The organism is Serinicoccus sp. CNJ-927 (assembly GCF_001942435.1).
Lineage (GTDB): Bacteria > Actinomycetota > Actinomycetes > Actinomycetales > Dermatophilaceae > Ornithinicoccus > Ornithinicoccus marinus.
Genome location: NZ_MKKF01000044.1, coordinates 84419 through 103356 on the forward strand (window position 1 = coordinate 84419; position 18938 = coordinate 103356).

General features: G+C 71.8%; 16 protein-coding genes and 1 pseudogene. 6 read left to right on the forward strand and 11 right to left on the reverse strand.

Going from position 1 to position 18938, the window contains the following annotated elements:
• Positions 1-29: 29 nt before the first annotated feature.
• Positions 30-1163: a DNA polymerase III subunit beta gene (gene dnaN / locus BJF86_RS11570; RefSeq protein ID WP_075811510.1), complete on the reverse strand. Its 1134-nt coding sequence runs from the start codon at positions 1161-1163 to the stop codon at positions 30-32.
• Between the two features lie 523 nt (positions 1164-1686).
• Positions 1687-3192 (reverse strand): chromosomal replication initiator protein DnaA, encoded by a 1506-nt coding sequence (gene dnaA / locus BJF86_RS11575; protein WP_075819086.1) that lies wholly within the window; start codon positions 3190-3192, stop codon positions 1687-1689.
• A gap of 426 nt (positions 3193-3618) precedes the next feature.
• On the opposite strand from dnaA, the gene rpmH reads away from it, so the two are divergent.
• Genes rpmH through rsmG form a run of 6 tightly spaced genes read left to right on the forward strand, consistent with a single transcriptional unit; the run spans position 3619 to position 6892 of the window.
• Complete coding sequence (gene rpmH / locus BJF86_RS11580; RefSeq protein WP_028130745.1) at positions 3619-3756, forward strand: 50S ribosomal protein L34; 138 nt, start codon at positions 3619-3621, stop codon at positions 3754-3756.
• 28 nt (positions 3757-3784) lie between these two features.
• Complete coding sequence (gene rnpA / locus BJF86_RS11585; RefSeq protein ID WP_075819088.1) at positions 3785-4159, forward strand: ribonuclease P protein component; 375 nt, start codon at positions 3785-3787, stop codon at positions 4157-4159.
• The gene (gene yidD / locus BJF86_RS18995) at positions 4156-4533 is read left to right on the forward strand and encodes a membrane protein insertion efficiency factor YidD (RefSeq protein WP_083653001.1); all 378 of its coding nucleotides are present in this window, start codon (positions 4156-4158) and stop codon (positions 4531-4533) included. Before rnpA ends, yidD begins: the two co-directional genes overlap by 4 nt.
• 7 nt (positions 4534-4540) lie before the next feature.
• Positions 4541-5515: a membrane protein insertase YidC gene (gene yidC, locus BJF86_RS11595; protein ID WP_075819093.1), complete on the forward strand. Its 975-nt coding sequence runs from the start codon at positions 4541-4543 to the stop codon at positions 5513-5515.
• Positions 5516-5574: 59 nt separating this feature from the next.
• Positions 5575-6171 (forward strand): protein jag, encoded by a 597-nt coding sequence (locus BJF86_RS11600; protein ID WP_075819094.1) that lies wholly within the window; start codon positions 5575-5577, stop codon positions 6169-6171.
• Between the two features lie 7 nt (positions 6172-6178).
• On the forward strand, positions 6179-6892 hold the full coding sequence (gene rsmG / locus BJF86_RS11605) for a 16S rRNA (guanine(527)-N(7))-methyltransferase RsmG (RefSeq protein WP_075819096.1): 714 nt from the start codon (positions 6179-6181) through the stop codon (positions 6890-6892).
• Position 6893: 1 nt separating this feature from the next.
• Here rsmG and BJF86_RS11610 read toward each other — a convergent pair whose 3' ends face one another.
• From BJF86_RS11610 to BJF86_RS11650, 9 genes and pseudogenes are all read right to left on the reverse strand, one after another.
• On the reverse strand, positions 6894-8024 hold the full coding sequence (locus tag BJF86_RS11610) for a ParB/RepB/Spo0J family partition protein (protein WP_075819098.1): 1131 nt from the start codon (positions 8022-8024) through the stop codon (positions 6894-6896).
• Positions 8021-9036 (reverse strand): annotated as a pseudogene (locus BJF86_RS11615) (AAA family ATPase). The gene BJF86_RS11610 and the pseudogene BJF86_RS11615 overlap by 4 nt, the downstream one beginning before the upstream one ends.
• 127 nt (positions 9037-9163) lie before the next feature.
• Entirely contained in the window at positions 9164-9487 is a 324-nt protein-coding gene (gene trxA / locus BJF86_RS11620; RefSeq protein WP_022923472.1) for a thioredoxin, read from the reverse strand.
• Positions 9484-10527, reverse strand: coding sequence for a thioredoxin-disulfide reductase (trxB, locus tag BJF86_RS11625; protein WP_083653002.1), 1044 nt, complete (start codon positions 10525-10527; stop codon positions 9484-9486). Before trxB ends, trxA begins: the two co-directional genes overlap by 4 nt.
• Before the next feature lie 130 nt (positions 10528-10657).
• The gene (locus tag BJF86_RS11630) at positions 10658-11572 is read right to left on the reverse strand and encodes a hypothetical protein (RefSeq protein WP_075819100.1); all 915 of its coding nucleotides are present in this window, start codon (positions 11570-11572) and stop codon (positions 10658-10660) included.
• A 144-nt stretch (positions 11573-11716) separates the two neighbouring features.
• On the reverse strand, positions 11717-12280 hold the full coding sequence (sigM, locus tag BJF86_RS11635; protein WP_075811492.1) for an RNA polymerase sigma factor SigM: 564 nt from the start codon (positions 12278-12280) through the stop codon (positions 11717-11719).
• Positions 12277-16011 carry a lipid II flippase MurJ gene (locus BJF86_RS11640; protein ID WP_083653004.1) on the reverse strand — a complete coding sequence of 1245 codons (3735 nt, stop codon included), beginning with the start codon at positions 16009-16011 and terminating at the stop codon, positions 12277-12279. The genes sigM and BJF86_RS11640 overlap by 4 nt, the downstream gene beginning before the upstream one ends.
• Entirely contained in the window at positions 16008-18377 is a 2370-nt protein-coding gene (locus BJF86_RS11645) for a DUF6049 family protein (protein ID WP_075819104.1), read from the reverse strand. Before BJF86_RS11645 ends, BJF86_RS11640 begins: the two co-directional genes overlap by 4 nt.
• Before the next feature lie 61 nt (positions 18378-18438).
• Complete coding sequence (locus BJF86_RS11650) at positions 18439-18924, reverse strand: NUDIX hydrolase (protein WP_022923478.1); 486 nt, start codon at positions 18922-18924, stop codon at positions 18439-18441.
• Positions 18925-18938 lie beyond the last annotated feature (14 nt).

Below are 18938 nucleotides of genomic sequence, written 5' to 3' on the forward strand. Positions count from 1 at the left end.
GGTCGAAACTGGACTGGCGCGTCGCCGCCTCAGCCGGCGAAACGCACCGGCATCAGGACGTAGCGGTAGCTGTCGTCGGCCTCGCCCTCGAGCTCGGGCTGGCCGGAGATGACGGCGGGACGGGAGGGCTGGGTGAAGGACAACCGGGTGTAGGGCTGCCCGAGCACTCCCAGGCCGTCGAGCAGGAACTGCGGGTTGAAGGCGATCTCGATCTCCGGTCCCTCGAGCGTGGACTCGACCGCCTCGCTGCCCTGGGCGTCGTCCCCGGTGCCGGCCTCGATCGCCAGCTGACCCTCGGAGAACCGGAGGCGGACCGGGGTGTTGCGTTCGGCGACGAGGGCGACGCGGCGCACCGCCTCGATGAAGGCCTGCGTGTCGACGACGGCAACGGAGTCCACCGAGGACGGGAAGATGGAGGTGACCTTCGGATACTCACCGTCCAGCAGCCGCGTGGTGGTGCGCCGCTGCCCTGCCTCGAAGGCGACCAGACCGTCACCGCGACCGGCCTCACCCAGGGAGAGGTCGACCGAGGCGCTGGCTCCCAGGGACTTGGCGGTCTCGGAGAGGGTGCGGGCCGGGATGAGGCAGACGTGGTCCGCGTCGCTGCTGCCGGGGGACCACGTGAGCTCACGCTGCGCCAGCCGGTAGCGGTCCGTGGCGAGCATGGTGATCTTCTCGCCGTCGATCTCCACCCGGACCCCGGTCAGGATGGGCAGGGTGTCACCGCGGTCGGCCGCGATCGAGACCTGGTTGACGGCCTGGGTGAAGGAGTCGCCGGGCACCGACCCGCTGGTCTCGGCCTGGCCAGGGAGCTGCGGGTAGTCGCCCACGGGCATCTGGATGAGGGAGAACCTGCTGGAGCCGCAGGTCAGCGAGACCTTGCTGCCGTCCGTGGAGACCTCCACCGGCTTGGCCGGCAGGTTCCGCGCGATGTCCGCGAGCAGCCGCCCGAGGACGAGCACCTGGCCGCCCTCGGAGACCTCTGCCTCGACGGTGACGGTCGCTGAGACCTCGTAGTCGTAGGCGGAGAACGTGAGGGTCCCCTCCGGGTCGGCAGTCAGCAGCACACCGGCCAGCACCGGGACGGGCGGACGGTTGGACAGGCCGCGGACGACCCACGCCACCGCCTCGGAGAGCACATCGCGCTCGACACGAAACTTCACGACACCTCGAACCTTCCGGACATGTTGGTCTTCGGGGCAACTCTGCCACGTCCGTCGGCCCCGCGCTGCCGCACGTCCCCAGGGACGCAGGGGAATGATCCGGGGATGACAAGGAACTCGTCATCGTCATCGGGGTTGTGGATGCTGTGGACAACCACGTCCGCGGAGCGGCGTCCTCGCTGGTGGCGGGCCGACGCGCCATGCCTGTCGAGCTGTGCATGCCCGGTGGACGTCCTGCGCGGTCGCGCGGGGCCTCCTGGGGACGGTCGCGCAGCATCCCCAGCGCGAGATCCATCGCTCACCGCTCCTCCCCAGCCTGACCTGCGATGATCCGCAGTCTGTCCACACCCTGCGCACAGGGCCGGTGAGCGTCGCCTCCGACGGCGGACGGCATCCCGATCGAGACTGATGTGACGAAGGTGAACGCTGAGCAACAACGCACAGGGTTATCCACAGGTGTGGATACCGTCGGGTAAGGTGCGGGTCTCGACGGTGCTCGGTTCCGCGCACCGCAGGCCTCGGCTCAGCGCTGCGAGGCCCGGCGGATGCCGCCGGTGAGCTCGGCGATCTGGTCGTAGAGCGCCCGCCGTTCACCGATCTGGGCCCGGATCTTGCGCTCGGCGTGCATCACCGTGGTGTGGTCCCGACCGCCGAACTCCTGACCGATCTTCGGCAGCGACAGGTCGGTCAGCTCGCGGCAGAGGTACATCGCGATCTGGCGGGCGTTGACCAGGGTGCGCGAGCGGGAGGTCCCGCAGAGCTCGTCCACCGTGATCTGGAAGTACTCGGACACCTCGCGGATGATCGTCGCCACGCTGATCTGCGCCGTGTCGCTGCCGGGGACGATGTCCTTGAGGACGTGCGCGGCCAGGTCGGCATCGGCTCGTTGCGACGACAGCGACGCGAAGGCCGTGACCCGGATCAGGGCGCCCTCGAGCTCGCGGATGTTGGTGGTGATGCGGCTGGCGATGTGCTCGAGCACCTCGTCCGGCAGCTGCATCCCCTCCTGCGCCGCCTTCTTGCGCAGGATGGCGATGCGCGTCTCCAGGTCGGGGGGCTGCACGTCGGTGAGCAGTCCCCACTCGAACCGGCTCCGCATCCGCTCGGCGAAGCCGGACAGCCGCTTGGGCGGCTGGTCCGAGGTGATCACGACCTGCTTCTCGCTGTTGTGCAGCGTGTTGAAGGTGTGGAAGAACTCCTCGACGGTCTGCTCCTTGCCCTGCAGGAACTGGATGTCGTCGACGAGGAGGAAGTCGACGTTGCGATAGCGCCGCTGGAAGGCGCCGGCCTTGTCGTCGCGGATGGAGTTGATGAAGTCGTTGGTGAACTCCTCGGAGTTCACGTAGCGCACCCGCACGCCCGGGTAGAGCCTGCGGGCGTAGTGGCCGATCGCGTGCAGCAGGTGGGTCTTGCCCAGCCCGGACTCGCCGTAGATGAACAGCGGGTTGTAGGCACGGGCGGGGGACTCGGCCACCGCGAGCGAGGCGGCGTGCGCGAACCGGTTGGAGGGGCCGGAGACGAAGGTGTCGAAGGTGTACTTCGGGTTGAGCCGCGCCTCGTCGGCCGCGCCCGTGACCGCGGGACCGGCTGGCGTCGCCGGTCGCGGTATGCCGTTGGTCGCCGCCGACCGGGAGACGGCGGGGATGTCCTGCTCGCCCGGATCGGGAACGGAGCTGGAGCTCGGCCCGGACGCCGGCCGGGTGAGGGACTCACGGGTCAGGGAGTCGTCCTCGGAGTCGTCCGCCTCGTCCTCCACGCGCTGGCGCAGGGCGTCGTCGACGGTGATCGCGACCCGGATCTCCCGGTTCAGCTCGCGCGACAGCCCGTCCTCGATGGGGCGGCGCAGGCTCGTCTCGAGCATCTCCTTGGTATGCGAGTACGGCACCGCTAGCAGCACCGTCGTGTCCAGCAGGCCGACCATCTGGGTGAGCTGCAGGAAGGCGCGTTCCCGAGCACCGATCCCCCCGGTCTCCAGCTCGTCCACCACCCGGGCCCACACGTCCTCGGAGGTCGGCGCGGGCTGCGACATGGGCGGGCTCAGCCCCTCTCGGACCGGGTCAGGAAGCGACGGTGACGGTTGTCCACACACTTGTCCACAGGATGTGGATGACAGGGTGGGCATGTGCCGGAAGCGCCGACGCTAACAAGCGCGGCCCGCGACCCGCAAGTGCCGGCGGACGACGGATCTGCACCGCTCGGCGTGTCGTGCGCGAAGGTGCTGGTCGGATGCGTGAGGATGCCCGGTTCGGGTGTCTCGGCCGCTGGACGGCGGCGCGTTTGACCGGTACGGACCGGCTCCCGTACCGTTGAGCAGTCCGTGCGGCCGCTTTCGCCTGCCCGTGCATCACCCGACCGAGGCTCGACCCCCGTGGTCCCGACGTGGCAGATGACGGGCTTCCGTTGGCGGCCGAGCCGGCGCACCGACCCGTACGTCACCACCACCACCGGAGCAGCGATGAGCAAGCGCACCTTCCAGCCGAACAACCGCCGCCGCGCCAAGAAGCACGGTTTCCGTCTGCGGATGCGGACCCGCGCCGGCCGCAGCATCCTCGCCGCTCGCCGGCGCAAGGGCCGTTCCGCCCTGTCCGCCTGAGTCCGCAGCAGCGTTCCCTCCGACGGCGATGCTGCCACGCCGGCACCGGCTGACCTCGGGCCAGGACTTCCGGTCTGTCCTGCGGGGCCGCGGCGACGGGCGTCGGCGGCGACGAGCCGGTACCTCGCTGCTGGTGGTGCACGCCTCCTGCCCTGCCCCCGACGACGGCTCGACCCGCTGCCCGCGGGTCGGCCTCGTGGTGTCGCGGGCCGTCGGCAACGCCGTGGTCCGCAACCGCACCGCCCGTCGCCTGCGGGCGCTGGTCGGCGCACGACTGGCCACGATGCCCTGCGGGACCGACCTCGTCGTCCGGGCCCTGCCCCCGGCGGCATCGGCCACCTCGACCGAGCTGGGCTCCGCGCTCGACGACGGGCTGGCGCGCGCGCTGCCGCGGCTCGTATGAGTGAGGCCCAGCTCCGTGACGTCCACCGGGGAGGCGTGGGCGAGGGGGAACCTCGTAGCGTCCTGGCTCGTCCTCTGGTCTGGATGATCCGGCTCTACCAGTGGACGATCTCGCCGTTGCTGGGTCCGGTCTGCCGTTACTACCCGTCCTGCTCCGCGTACGGTGTCACCGCGCTGGAGCGCCACGGTCCCCTGCGGGGCGGGTGGTTGACGGTGCGCCGTGTCCTGCGCTGCCACCCGTGGGCGGCCGGCGGGGTGGACCACGTGCCGCCCCGTCCCGGCTCAGGGGCCGGGGACCGCACGGACCCGACCGTGGAGCAGCACGCTCCGACGACCACCCCGGGCGACGAGACCGCCGTCGCCCGCCGAGACTGAGGACCCCATGGGATTCTTCGACACCATTCTGTTCCCTTTCATCTGGTTCGACTCCGCGATCCTCGTCGGCTTCGAGTGGCTGCTCACCCAGCTCGGTATGCCCGACACCAGCGGGTGGACCTGGGTCCTCGCCATCGTCGGGCTGGTCGTCACCCTCAGGGCCCTGCTGACGCCGCTCATGATCCGCCAGATCCGCAGTCAGCGCCGGCTGCAGATCGTGCAGCCCGAGCTGATGAAGATCCAGGCGAAGTACAAGGGCAAGAAGGACCAGGCGAGCCAGAAGGCCTTCCAGGAGGAGACCTTCGGGCTGTACCGCGAGGCGGGTGCCAACCCGTTCGGTGCCTGCCTGCCCATCCTCATCCAGATGCCGTTCTTCTTCGCCCTCTTCCGGTTGCTCAACACCGCGGAGACGGTGAGTCGCGGCGACGTCGAGCCGCTCGGGCTCTTCACCCGGGAGCTGGCGACGAAGATGGCCGGCTCGGAGATCTTCGGGGCCGGACTGACCTCGACCTTCCTGCACGACCAGGACCTGTCAGCGAAGATCCTGTCCCTGGTGCTGATCCTCGTGATGTCGGCGACGCAGTTCATCACCAGCCACCAGCTGATGCGCCAGAACATGTCGCCGGAGGCCCTCAACAGCCCGATGGCCCGGCAGCAGCAGATCCTCATCTACGTGCTGCCCATCGTCTTCGCCGTGACAGGCGTCAACTTCCCGGTGGCGCTGCTCATCTACTGGACGGTCAGCAACCTGTGGACCATGGGCCAGCAGTTCTTCGTCATCCGCAACATGCCGGCGCCGAACACGCCGGCCGAGGAGAAGTACAAGGCCCGCATGGCGCGCAAGGGCAAGACGGCCACCGGGATCCAGTTGAAGAACCCGAACTTCATGGCCGAGCGCGAGGCGGCTCGCACGCAGGTGCAGGCCCGGACGGCGGGTCAGCGGACCCAACCCAAGAGCAAGAAGCGCAGCAAGAGGCGCTGAGCCACCGATCCCGCGCCCGTCCGGGCGCACGTCCCATCCCGACGACCGAGGAGTCCTTGATGACCCTGCCGAACGACACCGAGACCCAGGCGACCAACGAGGGCGCAGATGTGACGCAGATCACATCTGCGCCCGTGGAGAGGGCCGCCGAAGAGCAGCAGGAGTCCGGTTCGACGGAGGGTCGCTCCGCGGACCTCGTCCGCGAAGGGGAGGTGGCGGCCGACTTCCTGGAGACCCTCCTGGACATCGCCGACCTGGACGGGGACCTCGAGGTCGACGTCGACGGCGACCGGGCCGCGGTCGCGCTCGTGGACTCCGAGGACGGGGCGGCACCCCGGCGGCTCGTGGGCCCGGGCGGGTCCGTCCTCGAGGCGCTGCAGGAGCTGACGCGCCTCGCGGTCCAGGCCAGCACGGGGGAGCGCAGCCGGCTCATGCTCGACGTCGCCGGATACCGCGCCGATCGCCGCAGCGCCCTGGTGTCCGAGGCGCAGGAGGCGGTCGCGCAGGTGCGCGACACCGGTCAGCGTCGGGAGCTGGAGCCGATGACCGCCTTCGAGCGCAAGGTCGTCCACGACGAGGTCCTGGCAGCCGGTCTGCGCTCGGAGTCGGAGGGTACCGAGCCCTCTCGCTACGTCGTCGTCCTGCCGGCCGACTGACCGCTGCATGGGCGCGCCCCGCCATGCACCCGAGCCTCCTCCACAAGCGCGAGAGGTCTTCGGGTCGAGGCTCACCCTCGCTGCGGAGTATGCCGACCTGCTGGCCACCACGGGCATCGAGCACGGCCTCATCGGCCCCCGTGAGGCCGAGCGGTTGTGGGACCGTCACCTGGTGAACTGCGCCGTGCTCGGTGAGCTGCTGGACCAGGGGTCCTCGGTCATCGACCTCGGGTCCGGAGCGGGCCTCCCTGGCATCGTGCTCGCGATCGCCCGACCGGACCTGCGGGTGGAGCTCGTGGAGCCGCTGCTCCGCCGGACGACCTGGCTGGAGCGCACCAAGGCGGAGCTGGGGCTGCCCAACGTGCGCGTGCACCGGGGGCGGGCCGAGGAGCTCGCCGGGGTGCTGTCGTCGCCGGTGGTGACCGCCCGGGCGGTCGCGTCCCTGGACAAGCTGGTAAGATGGTCGGTGCCGCTGCTCGAGGAGGGCGGGCGGCTGCTGGCCCTCAAGGGCGAGGCGGCGGAGCGTGAGCTGGAGGAGGCGGCGCCGATGCTGCGGCAGCGCCGCGTCGACAGGTCCCGGCTCCATGTGCTGGCCGAGGGCACCCCCGCCGGGCCGGTCCGGGTCGTGGAGGTCGTCCGGCCGGCGGATGCTCCGGCGTCGCGCTCCGGCGCACCACGCTCCGGCGCACGGCGCTCAGGGCGGCGCCGACAGACTCGTTAGGTCACTCGCCCGAGCGGCTGTCCAGCAGCTGCAGGATACGGTCGAGATCGTCCTTGCCCGCGAACTCGATCACCATCTTCCCCTTGCGGCGTCCCATCGAGACCTGGACCCGCGTGTCCAGCCGTCCGGACAGCGTGTCGGCCACCTCCGCGAGCTCGGGGGACGCGACGGCGCTGCTGCGCCGGCGTCGAGGAGCCGCGTCGTCCGAGCCGAGCGTGATGATCTCCTCGACCGAGCGGACCGAGAGTCCCTCGGCGACGATGCGCTGGGCCAGACGCTCCATGGCCGCTCCGTCCGGCAGCGCGAGCAGCGCCCGTGCGTGACCGGCGCTGAGCACGCCGGAGGCGACGCGACGTTGGACCATGGGCGGCAGCTTGAGCAACCGGATGGTGTTGCTGATCTGCGGTCGCGACCGCCCGATGCGGCCGGCCAGCTCGTCGTGCGTGCAGCCGAAGTCCTCGAGCAGCTGCTGGTAGGCCGCCGCCTCCTCCAGCGGGGTGAGCTGGGCACGGTGCAGATTCTCCAGGAGCGCGTCCCGGAGCATGTGCTCGTCCTCGGTCGCACGCACGATGGCGGGGATGGTGTCCTGGCCGGCCGCCTGGGAGGCACGGAGTCGACGCTCACCCATGACCAGTTCGTAGACCGGCTCGCCGCCCTCGGCCGTCGGCTCCGTGCGGCGTACGACGACCGGCTGGAGGACGCCGAGCTCCCGGACGCTGGTCACGAGCTCGGCCAGCTCGTCCTCGTCGAAGACCTCCCGGGGCTGGCGCGGGTTGGGCCGCACCTGCTCGACCGGGATCTCGGCGAAGACCGCGCCCGGGACCGGGGTCAGGGCGGCGGAGCGGTCGTCAGGGGCGGTCGCGGCCTCGTCTTCCGCCGTCCGAGCAGGCGCGGTCTGGTCGGTCGGCCGGGTGTCGTCGCCGTTCTCGGTGGAACCGTTTCCCGTGAAACCCTCGAAGGAGCCGATCGCGCCGAGGGAACCGCGGTCCGTGCCGCCGTCGTGCGTAGGCTCCGACCCTTCCTCCGCACCCCGGGGGAAGAACACGTCCCTCGGCCGCTCGCGTTCTCCCTCGGTCGCGGCAGGGATCAGGGCTCCCAGGCCCCGACCCAGTCCTCGTCGACGCTCGCTCATGCAGGCTCCTTCATCGTGCGCATCTCGGCCGCGGCTTCTGCGTAGGACAGGGCACCGGTGCTCGTCGGGTCATAGGTGATCACGGTCTCGCCGTGGCTCGGGGCCTCGCTGATGCGCACCGACCGCGGGATCGCCGTGCGGAGGACTCGTTCCCCGAAGTACTCCCGCACCTGTTCGGCGACATCGGCCGCCAGGCGCGTGCGCCCGTCGAACATCGTCAGCAAGATCGTGGAGACTCCAGGTCGCTGTTGAGGTGCTGCTGGATCAGCTCGACGTTCTTCAGCAGCTGGCTCAGGCCCTCGAGGGCGTAGTACTCGCACTGGATCGGGATGAGCAGCTCGCGCGCGGCCACGAAGGCGTTGACGGTGAGCAGTCCGAGGCTGGGTGGACAGTCGATGACCACCAGGTCCACCGCCTCCGCCTGATCCTCCAGATACGTCGTGAGTGCCCGGCGGAGCCGGTTCTCCCGCGCCACGAGGGGAACCAGCTCGATCTCTGCGCCGGCGAGGTCGATGGTCGCCGGGGCGCAGGAGAGACCGGGCACCTGAGGACAGTCCTGCACCACGTCGGCCAGGGGGACGCCGTCGATGAGCACGTCGTAGATCCCGGACGTGCCGCTGGTGTGGGGGATGGACAGGGCCGTGCTGGCGTTGCCCTGCGGATCCATGTCGATGACGAGAACGCGCAGGCCACTGGTGGCCATGGCGGCGGCCAGATTGACGGCGGTGGTGGTCTTGCCGACTCCGCCCTTCTGGTTGGAGACGGTGATGACGCGCGTTCCCTGCCACGGTCGTGGCTGGGTCGTCGCCGCTGTGGGCGCGCCGGTGGTTTCCCGTGAAACCGAGGGAGACGCTGTCGCCTTCACGGTCGCGATCGGGCTCTCTGGTGTTTCCCGTGAAACCCGGGCGTCAGAAGATGGCCAGCTGACAGGAGACCACACGTGATGGGGAGAAGAGGGTGGACGATCGTGAGCCGAGGACGGCCATCCCAGGCGTGGAGCAGCGGCAGTCATGAGGAGACCATCATCGCTGATCAGGTGCGGCACACCAAGCCGACCCACGCACGACGACAGCCGTCCACAGGGTTGTGGATAAACCCCGTGGACGGCTGTGGACGACCTGCGACGCTGTCGTCGAGCGTCAGGTGGTGTACGGCTCCAGCTCGGAGGCCAGCTTCTTCTTCGGCAGCGCACCGACGATCGTCTTGACGACCTCGCCGCCCGAGTAGACGTGCATCGTCGGGATACCCGTGATGCCGTAGCTCCCGGTGGTCTCCGGGTTCTCGTCGGTGTTCAGCTTGACCACCTTGAGCTTGTCGCCCCACTGCTCGGAGAGCTCCTCGAGGATGGGGGCGATCATCTTGCAGGGGCCGCACCAGGGGGCCCAGAAATCGACGAGGACGGGACCGTCGTGCTGCAGCACGTCCTCGGTGAAGGTCGCGTCCGATGTGTTGGTGATGCTCATGAATCTCCTTCTCTCGCAACAGATGTCGAAACAAGCTCGGGTACTGCGGGCACGTCGTCGAGGGCGGCGAGGTAGCGCTCGGCGTCGAGAGCGGCCGCGCACCCGGTCCCGGCGGCCGTGATGGCCTGCCGGTAGGTGTGGTCCACGAGATCACCGCAGGCGAAGACGCCCTCGACGTTGGTCGCCGTGCCCCGGCCCCGGACGAGGACGTAGCCCTCGTCGTCGAGGTCGACCTGACCCTGGAGGAGCTCGTTGCGCGGGTCGTGACCGATCGCGATGAACAGGCCGCTCGCCTCGACGTCCCGGGTCTGGCCGGTGCGGGTGTCGCTCAGCGTCACACCGGTGAGCTTGTCGTCACCGTGCAGGGCGGACACCGCGGAGTTCCACGCGAAACTGATCTTGTCGTCGGCCTCGGCGCGCTCGGCCATGATGCTGCTGGCGCGCAGCTCCCCTCGACGGTGCACCACGGTGACCGAGCGGGCGAACCGACTCAGGAAGGTCGCCTCTTCCATCGCGGAGTCACCGCCACCCACGACGAGGATGTCCTGGTCGCGGAAGAAGGCACCGTCGCAGGTCGCGCACCATGACACGCCGTGCCCGGAGAGTTCCTGCTCCCGCGGCAGCCCCAGCACGCGGTAGGCCGACCCCATGGCCAGGACGACGGAGCGAGCCTGATGCACCGTGCCGTCGCTGTCGGTGACACGCTTCACCGGACCGGTGAGGTCCACGGCGACGACGTCTTCGCGGACGAGCTCTGCCCCGAAGCGCTCGGCCTGCTCACGCATGTCCATCATGAGCTGCGGGCCGAGGATGCCCTCGGGGAACCCGGGGAAGTTTTCCACCTCGGTCGTGTTCATCAGTGCTCCACCTGCGGTCACGGACCCCTCAAACACCAGGGGGGCAAGGTTGGCCCGCGCGGCGTAGACCGCAGCCGTGTAGCCGGCGGGACCGGAGCCGATGACGATGACCTCACGCAGGGCGGGCCGGTCCTCCCCGGCTGGTGAGGGATCACCGAGACCGGAGATCAGGTCGATGCTCATGAGGGCCTTCCTGGACGGACGTTGGGGGGTGCGCTGCGGCGACACCCGGATCAACCGATCGTAGGCCGTCATTGTTCCAGTCCTCTGACGGACCGCCACGACCCGGGCCGGACGCGCGGGTCGCCGAGCCTCAGGGTCCTTCGACCAGCTCTCCGGAGCTGTCCACCGGAGCCACGTCGGGGGTCGTCAGGCACTCGGCCGGGACGGCCCAGGCCCGACCGCTCTCGCCGTCGACCCCGAGGAGGAGGACGACGTCTCGCGTGGTCCCGCTCTCGCCGAGCAGGGTGGCCGTCGTGGCGAACCGGTCCGCCCACGACTGCTGGGCGTCCTCGTCCAGCGTGGCCCAGCACTGGATTGCTCCCGCCTGGGTCAACCCACCCGCGGCGCCAGGAGCGGCGCCGGACGAGCCCGCGGCCTCGGCGCTCTGGCTGGCGCCGTGCACGGCCTGCGCGTAGTCCGTCGCGGGGATCTCGCCCAGCGGGTAGAGCAGCGTCGGGACGACGGGCTCGACGAGGAGATCATCGGCGCCTGCGAGGTCCGAGTCCCCTCCGGCAGCCTCCCCCGTGTCCGACCCCTCCCGGCCGGACTCCGCCAGGCCACCGGACGCACCCTGCTCCTGCCCGTCGGCGGCGTCGGCAGCCTCGTCCTGCCCTGCCCCCGACTCCGCCCGAGAGGGGTACTGCGCCACGGCTCCGCTGTCGCTGCTGGCCCCGCCCCCGAGCACCTGGGTGAGGGCCACCGTGGTGACGGCCAGGCCCGCGGCAGCAGCCGTGAGGATGCCGAGGGTCCGGCCGGGACGCCGCCGACCGCGTTCCTCGGCCAGGTCGACGACCCGGTCGGCGGGTGCGGTGAGGGTGTGCCCGGGGCCGGTGCTCTGCCGGTGCTCGCGCTCGACCTCGAGCCGGGCGGTGATGCGCTCGACCAGGTGGTCGGGCATGGGCCCGGGATCGGGCAGCGCGCCGAGGAGGTCCCGGACACCGGTCGGGTCGTGCTCCTGCGCGTGCTGCGGGTCGCCAGGCTCAGGGCGTGGCGGGTGCGACGACATACCGGGTCCTCCTTCGTCGTGTCGTCCGGGTGGTCTCCGAGGGGGCCGGCCGCGCCCGGCACGGCCCACGGGAGTACGACGAGCAGGACACCGGACGGGTTCCCCGTCCTGGCGCGACCCTCGTGGGGGCGTGAACGGAAGGCGTCATGCGTCCTCCCCGAGCCCCAGGATCCGGGCCATGGCCTCGCGGCCGCGGGAGCAGCGCGACTTGACCGTCCCCTCGGCCACCTCCAGGACCTGGGCCGCCTCGGCCACGCTCAGACCGTGCATGTCCACGAGCACGAGCGCCAGCCGCTGCCCCTCGGGCAGCTGGTCCAGGGCGTCGCGCACGTCCAGCCGCACCTCGACCGAGCGGTGCCGGTCCCGCGGCTCGACCGGCTCGTGGTCCTCGAGGTCCGCCGTCGGACGCTGCCGACGCAGCCGGTCCAGGCAGGCGTTGACCGTGATGCGGTGCAACCAGGTGGTGACCTGGGAGTCACCCCGGAAGGAGCCGGCGCGCCGGAAGGCGTTGAGGAAGGCGTCCTGCACGGCGTCCGCCGCCACCTCGGGGTCGCGCGACGTCCGCAGCGCCACGGCCCACATGCGGTCCCGGTGCCGTCGGAAGATCTCGCCGAAGGCCTCGGTGTCGCCGTCCTGGTGCCGCCGCAGCAGGGCCAGGTCGTCCAGCTCCGCGAGCTCGGCCGTCGTCACGATGTCCGCCGGGCTCACCGCACGGTGATCTCGGCCACCCGCACGATCTCGCCCTCGGGCGCGGTGTAGGCCCGGGTGAACCACAGGATGAGGTAGCGCCCGGTGGCGGGCTCGTCCGGCGTCACGGTCCAGGTGCCCTCTGCGGCGTCGTCGCTGCCGAGCTCGGACGCGCCGTCCAGCGACGGCTCGTCGGCGAGATAGACGGTGGCGCCCATGTCGCCCTCGCCGAGGACCACCTCGACCTCACCGACGGTGGCGTCCTCCCCCAGGTCGAGAACCAGGCCGGTGCCGCTCTTCAGCGAGCCCCAACCTGGGGAGAGGTAGGTGTGCGACGTCCACTCGGTCCCCTCGTCCCCGTCCACCGCCAGGGGAGCCAGGTCGTTGCGCTCGTCGCCGTCGCCCTCGGGGTCGAAGGACGTGATGCCCTCCACGGTGACCCCGGATGCGGGCTCCGGAGCCGGCTCGGTGCCGCCCTCGTCGGTCGGCGCGGCCGCGCTCGCGGTCGAGGCGTCCTCGTCGGGTGCGGGCTCGCTCGCGCTCGGTGAGCTCGTCGGCCCTGCACCGGCGGGGTCGTCCTCGCCGCCCCCCAGGCCCCGCAGCGCCAGCCAGCCCAGGAAGAGCGCGATCCCGAGCAGCGCCACGATGATCACCGTGACCATCGCCGTCTGTGCGCCGGTGCCGCGCTCCTCGCTCAGACCCCCGTCGTCGTCGCGACGTGTCGCGAGTGCGGTGGCAGGGCCGGCATGGGCCTCGTCCGCCCTGGCCTGACGTGCCTCCCCGCCGCGCAGCAGCCCGCCCATCGTGTCGTCCTGACGGGCGGCGGTGGGGGCTCCTGCCGGCACCGCCACCGCGCCGGACCCGGAGTCGTCGGCTGAGCGTGCCTGGGTACGGTAGTACGGCTGGGGCACCTCGTCGGTGGCCTCGCCGGACGGCGTCGAGGGCCCGTCGTCGGCGTGGCTGGGGCGCGCGGCGGTCGCGGCCGCGGAGGCCCCGGCCGCACCACGGAGGGCGTCCTCGGCCCGATGGTCACCCGGCCGCCCCGACCGGGGAGCCTCCAGCTCGCCCGGGCGTGCGGCCCGCACGATCTCCGAGGCCCATGGTGAGAGCTGGCGCACCAGCTCGCCCGGGGTGTGCGGCGCGGACTGCAGGTCGGCCTCCGACCCGTGGGCCAACCGGCACAGGGCGTCCAGGTCGCCCGGCACGTCGGAGACCAGCTCCGAAGGCGCCGGCAGGGTGCCGTCGGCCAGCCGACGGGCCGGCCGGACGCCGGCCAGGTCCTCGCCCGGCCACCGGCCGGTGAGCGCGGTGTAGAGGAGCGAGACGAGGTCGGCGGCATCGATGAGGGATGCCTCGTCCGCGGTGACGTCGTCGGTGCCCTCCAACGCCGAGGCGACCCCGACGCCCGACACCTTGACCGTCCCATCGGTCGTCCGCAGGACCGAGTGGGGGTTGAGGTAGAGGTGGTGCAGCCCTCGGCGTCGGGCCGACTCCAGCGCTGCGGCGCTCTCGCCGACGATCCGTCGGGCCTCCTCGGCCGGGAGCGGGTGCTGCTCGACGAGGGAGGCGAGAGACTCCGCCTCGGAGAGTCCTTCCTCCACGATCCAGCACAGCCCGTCCTGGTCTCCGACGTCGAGGACGCGGACCAGCCGGGGGTCGTCGACCGAGGCGACGCGGCGGGCGCCGTCGAGCACCGCCTCCGCGACGTCCGCGGCAGGCCCCTCCGAGGGCAGCACCGTGACCGCGACCAGGCGGCCGAGGGTGCTGTCCCGGGCGGACCAGTACTCCAACCCCCCGCCCTCACGCTCGGCCAGCAGCTCGTCGAGGACGTAGCGGTCACCCAGGCGGGTGCCGACCTCGAGCCGATCCATGCTGCTGTCCTCCCGTGGTCGCGGTTGTGGGCGCGGGCGATCGCGGTCCCACCCTAGTGTGCCGCCAGCAGCCCCCTGGTCCGGCGGCGCCGCGCCGGTGGGTGGTGTGCTGTCCGACGGGCCGGCCGCCGCGGCGCCGCCCGGGACGGCTTGGCCGTCGTCCACGAGGCCGGCCCCGGCCGCGGGGGCGTAGCGACGCAGACCCGGGAGACGCCGCAGGACGGGCGCCGCCACCTCGCCGACCTCGCGCACCCCGAAGCGGTGGGCCAGCAAGGCATACGCCGCGAGGAAGACGAGTCCGGCCACGGCGAGGGTGAGCGCTGCGCTGAGGAAGGCGCCGACGCCCTGGGGCTCCATCGAGGTGGGATCCGGCGGGGCCCCCGGGTCGAGGAGCCGGACCACGATCCAGGCCGGCACCAAGGCGAGGGCGGAGGCTCCCGCCGCCCGCAGGTAGGTCGACCCGGTGCTGCGCAGCCCGAGTGCCGGGAGCCGACGTCGAGCCGCCCGCAGCCCCAGCACCGCCGCGGTGGTCTGGCCCAGGGCCTGACCGAGGCCCAGCACGACGGCGACCCAGGCCGGTGGGGCGAGGGTGGCGAGCAGGCAGACCACCAGCAGCACCGAGGTGATCGACACCTGGAAGAGGAAGGGGGTGCGCGCGTCCTCGAAGGAGTAGAACACGCGGGAGCACAGCAGGTAGACGCCGTAGGGGACGAGGCCGACGACCATGGCCAGGACGATCAGGGTCACAGCGCGGTGCTCGGCGGGAGTGCTCCCGAAGTAGACGACTCGGACGACGAGCGGGGCCAGCAGCATCATCCCCAGGGCGATCGGCACCATGGCGGCACCGAGCAGCCGCAACCCCCGGCTGGCGTGCTCGGCCATGGACTCCAGGTCCTCGGCAGCCGCGTCCTTGGACAGGACGGGGTAGATCGCGGTCAGGAGCGACAGCGCGATGAGGGAGTGGGGCAGCACGAAGACCGAGAAGGCGTAGGCATACGTGATCTTGCCCGGCGCGTCAGGGACCCGGTCGATGACGTCGCTGAGCAGGTTGGTGACGACGAGCATGCCGCCCTGGGAGACGGCCATGTCGGCGATCGCCCACCCGGCCATGACGGCCGCGGTCCCGAGCCCCACGCCGCGCAGGCCCCACCGGGGCCGCCAGCTGAACCCGGTCGCGCGGACGGCCGGGATGAGGACGAGGGCCTGGACGACGATGCCGAGCGTGGCGGACCCGGCGAGCAGACCGATCATGCCGGCGGTCCACTCCTGCAGCGGGATGACCCCGGCGTCCGGGTAGCGCCGCATGAAGACCCCGATGCCCACGATCGCGATGATGTTGGCGATCGCCGGGCTCCACATGAAGGCGGCGAAGCGGTGGTGGGCGGCCAGGACCTGCCCCATGATCGTGTGCAGTCCGTAGAACAGCATCTGCGGGATGCAGAGGTAGGCGAACAGGATCGCGAGCTGGAGCTTGGGGTCGTCCCACGCCCACGAGAGGGCGTTGAGCTTGGTCACCAGCGGCGCCGCCGCCACGAAGAGGACCGTGGCCAGCACCAGGATCGTCACCGACAGCGTGATGAGCCGGTCGCTGTACTCCTGACCCTCCCGGCCGCGGGTCATGGCACGGGTGAGCTGCGGCAGGAGGAGGACGTTGAAGACTCCTGCGGCGAGGAGCAGGTAGATGGTGTTGGGGATGGTGTTGGCGGTCTCCCACACGCTGCCGGCGGGCGTGAGCACACCGATGGCGATCCCGAGCAGGGCCATCCGGGCCATGCCCAGCAGCCGCGAGGCGAGCGTGCCGGCGGCCATGACCGCGCTGGAGCGGGCCAGCGACGAGCTGGACCCGGCGGAGGAGGACCCTGCGGCTCGGTCCTGACTCATCGTCCCTCCTCCGGCCGGGTATCGCTGCGGCCGGAGGCACGGGGTCCGCGACGGACCGCGCGGGCCAGGCCCAGCACGAGCACGACGCCGGCCAGCCCGCCGAGCACCCAGTAGACCCAGATGCCCGTGGGCTGCACCCGCACCTCGATCGGCGCGGGCTCCCCCAGGGTCGTCCCGTCCGGGGTGCGCAACGTCGCGGTGAGCCGCGTCTCCCCACGGGTGATCGACCGTGCCTCGAAGGAGACCGAGGCGCGACTGTCCGCGCCGATGCTGACCGGGTCGGGCTGACGGATCACCTGCAGCCGCCCGTTGGAGGCCACCACCTCGAGCACGAGATCGTCCAGCGCGACACCGAGGTCGTTGACGACGGTGACGCTGATCTCGCCCTGGTCGGTGAGGAAGTTGACCGTGCTCGGGGTCACGGTGACACCCTGCAGCGCCGAGCGCACGTCCTCTCGCACCACGGCGCGGGCCGTGCTCCACTCCTCCTCGTGCGAACGCCACCGGCTCGACCACAGCGCGGCGAGCGAGGCGCGCCACGACTGCGTGGCCGTCGTGTCACGGACCACCTCCTCGAGGTCGTCCAGCTCGCCGGCGTTGCGGGCCAGGGCGGCAGTGCGCTCCCGGTCCAGCGGGCTGCGGCCGGGCGCGAGCAGCTCGGCGAGGTCGCCCAGCACGGCCTCCTGCGGGCGCTCCCCGGTGAGCTGGACGGTGTCGCCGGTCCCGGCCCGCTGCACCAGCTCCTGGGCGGTGACCGAGCGCAACCAGGGCGCGGTGCGCCACCCCTCGCTCAGCTGGGCGAGGACCTCGGGAGGAGCCGGGGTGAGGCGGGGCGGGGCGATGACCAGCTCGCGAGCGGCACCCGGGTCCTCCAGGTAGGTGCCGAGGGTGTGCGCGAGCACCTGCTGGGCGGCTGCGCCCGATCCGCTCTGCTCGGCCTCGGCCTGGCTCCGGGCGACGAGCGCCGAGGTCCAGGAGTCGGCGCCCAGCCCCACCACGTCCTCGGGTTCTTCCAGCGGGACCGCGCCACGTCGCGGCGCAGCAGCGCTGTCCGCCGTGAGGCTCTCGCGGGCGAGGAGCACCATGCCGAGACCGGGGGCGGTGTCGTCCTCCTCCCTCGCGCTCCGGAACAGGTCGGAGATCTGGGTCACCGCGTCGGCGTCCGGTGCCGGGTCCACCGGCCAGGCCACATCGCGCCGACCGGTGCTCAGCAGGGGCGCCAGGGTGTCCTGAGCCCCGGCGGGCTGGGTCGAGAGCAGCCTGCCGAGCTGGTGCTGGGGCGGTCGGTCCGCGACCATCCGGACGACGTCGGGGTCCTCGCTCGGCAGCCACCACACCTGGTCGTCCGGCAGCCCGGCCAGCTGGGTCCGCAAGGTCGCCACCGCCTGGTCGACCTCGGCCGCGGTGGCGGGGGCTGCCTCCGCCTCCTCGGTCTGGGCAGGGGGACTGGCGGACTGCGTCGTGGCCGGGTCGTCCGGGACGGGGGCCGGGACCGTCTCCGACGCCGCGTCGGTGCCGCCGTCCGGGTCCTCCGTCGTCGAGGTGACCGCGTCCGGCGACGGTGCCGTGAGCGGGTCGGGCCCGGTGTCGGCGGGATCCGTCCCCTGCTCGGGTGGCGTGCGCAGCGCCGGTGCCGGCCGAGCGCCGACGAGCGTCGACGGGTCGACGACATAGGTGACGCCGGGAACCGCCAGGTCCGTGACCCAGCCGCTGATCGCCGAGTCCGGACCGACGGCGGAGACCCAGGCCTGCGCGTGGGTCTGCTCGGTCGGGCTGAGCAGATCGGGGTCCGGGGGGAGGGTGAGCGGGACCACCCACGAGGTGTCGAGAGGTTCCTCGACCTCCTCGCCACCCGCGCTGACGAGGGTGCTGCGCAGCCGGACCGGGTGGGCCGCGGCCCCGCCCGGCTCCCGCTCGTCCCCCGCGCTGATGACCAGCGGCAGCACCTGCGGGCCCTCCGGCAGGTCATTCGTCACCGCTGCGGGCACCGTCACGGAGAAGGGGACCGCTCCGGCCGCCGCGACCACCGGGCCCACGGTGTCGTCGCCGAGCGTCGTCGTCCGGTCGAGATCGAGCTCGTCGTCGAGCCATCGGTCGACCTCGCTGCGGGACGTCAGCGTCGTACCGGACACCGTGGCGGTGAGGCTGGTCACCCGGTGCGGGACGGCACCCTGGTTGACCAGCCGCCCGGTGAGCGTCAGCGGCTCGCCGGGTGTCAGCACCACCGGGTCGACCTCGTCGAGCACGATCGCGACATCGTCCCCGGTGTCGGCGGGCAGCAGTGCGGACGGGGGCCGCGTGCCGCTCGCTGCCGCCGGTATGACGGCCAGCGGGCCCGCGAGCAGCCCGGTGCACAGGGCGAGCACGGGCAGGGTCCGGGGAGGGACCGCCCTCGGGGCGCGAGCGGGGACTCTGGTCACGGAGGTCTCAGGCGCTCCGGGTGAGGCGTGACCACGCCTCGCGGGCGATACGCCGCTCGTTGGGGAAGGTCAGGGTGCGGTGCACCTCGTCCAGCGGTGCCCAGACCGCGTCGATGGCCTCGTGGTCCGGGTCGTTCTCGATGGTGAGATGCCCACCCGTCGCCTCCAGGAGATAGTGGTGCACCATCTTGTGGATGCGGTGTGACGGTGTGGTGAACCAGTACTCGATCGTCCCCAGGGTCACGAGGACGCGACCCTCGATCCCGGTCTCCTCGGCCACCTCCCGCTCCGCCGTCTGCACCAGGGTCTCGCCGGGCTCCACGTGCCCCTTGGGCAGGCACCACTCCACCCGTCCCGAACGGTTGCGACGCGCGATGATGGCGATACGGGCCCGCCCGTCCACGACATCGATGACCACGCCCCCTGCGGACGTCTCGTTGACCGACGGCAACCGTCTCGCGCCCAGGTGCTGGCGCGGCGGCGTGGTGGTCATCCACCCACTGTAAC